This is a genomic window from Acinetobacter sp. C15, from assembly GCF_013420645.1.
Lineage (GTDB): Bacteria > Pseudomonadota > Gammaproteobacteria > Pseudomonadales > Moraxellaceae > Acinetobacter > Acinetobacter indicus.
The window spans coordinates 1-1,300 of record NZ_VOXR01000124.1 but is presented as its reverse complement, the minus strand read 5'-3'; the positions used below and the strand labels follow the sequence as shown (position 1 = coordinate 1,300).

Here is a 1,300-nt window from a genome sequence, read left to right as displayed (position 1 = left end):
GAGAGCGTTCAAAATTCTGTGTCAGCCGAATTGGCTAGAGTTTAATTATATCATCGAGCCTGCCTTCAAAGTAAATCGATAACTGTGTGATGGTTTGCCCCCAGTTTGTCACCGGCATTGTCCATTTTTCAGAAGCCTGTTGAATGCCAATATACAGCAATTTCAGCAGGCTATTTTCATTCGGGAAAGCCCCCTTGGTTTTGGTCAGTTTTCTGAATTGGCGATGTACTGCTTCAACCGCATTGGTGGTATAAATTGGCTTCCTAACCGCTTTCGGATATTTGAAATAGGCACTGAGTAAATGCCATTTTTCACGCCATGAACGAATGACTTTCTCGTATTTATCCCCCCATTTGGCTTCCAGCTCATCTAGCGCCATTTCAGCTGCCTGCTTGGTATCTGCTCGGTAAACAGGCTTCAGATCAGCCATAAAGGCTTTTTGATCCTTACTGGCCACATAACGCAAGCTATTGCGGATTTGGTGAATAATACATAACTGCACTTCTGTCTGCGGAAATATCGCAGCAATTGCTTCAGGGAAGCCTTTAAGCCCATCAACGCAGGCGATCAGAATGTCTTGTATGCCACGGTTCTGCAAATCTGTGAGTACGCTGAGCCAATAATTAGCACCTTCACTTTCTGATAGGTAAAGACCCAGCAGTTCTTTATGGCCTTCGGTATTTAATCCCAGTACGGTATAAACGGCTTTGTTGACATAACGGCCTTCATCCTTGATCTTGTAATGGATGGCATCGAGCCACACAAAGGGATATACGGCATCAAGCGGCCTCTGTTGCCAGGCACGTAATTCGGGGATTAGCTTGTCTGTAATATTGGTAATGGCACCCTCGGAAATATCCAGTGCATACATATCGGCAATATGTTTTTGAATATCACGGTAGCTCATGCCGAGCGCAAACAGTGAGATGACTTTACTGTCGATCTCTTCAGAGAGTTTGGTTTGATTTTTCTTGACGAGTTGAGGCTCAAAATCACCAGTGCGATCACGAGGTGTTTCCAGTTCAAATGAACCGGAGGATGATTTTACGGTCTTGCGAGAGTAACCATTCCTGCGATTGGATGGTTTAGGATTTTCTTCCAGATAGTTTTCAATTTCAGCATTTAAAGCCGCTTCTGTCAGCTGTTTGATTAGTGGTGTCAGGATACCGTTTTCACCAGTGAGGGGTTGTCCTGACTGTAATTGTTTTAAAGCTGCTTCGAAATCAAAGTTGTTTGCCATGATGTGTCATTTCCTGTTTGATTCAGTTTATTGAAATGACACAGATTTTTGAACACTACC

General features: G+C 43.6%; 1 protein-coding gene. It reads right to left on the bottom strand.

What is annotated here, in order from left to right:
- Positions 1-34: 34 nt before the first annotated feature.
- The gene (locus FTT63_RS15445) at positions 35-1,240 is read right to left on the bottom strand and encodes an IS256 family transposase (protein WP_004911237.1); all 1,206 of its coding nucleotides are present in this window, start codon (positions 1,238-1,240) and stop codon (positions 35-37) included.
- Positions 1,241-1,300 lie beyond the last annotated feature (60 nt).

Coding starts and splice junctions, on each gene's coding strand:
- FTT63_RS15445 (WP_004911237.1), bottom strand. CDS start 1,240: ATGGCAAACAACTTTGATTTCGAAGCAGCTTTAAAACAATTACAGTCA.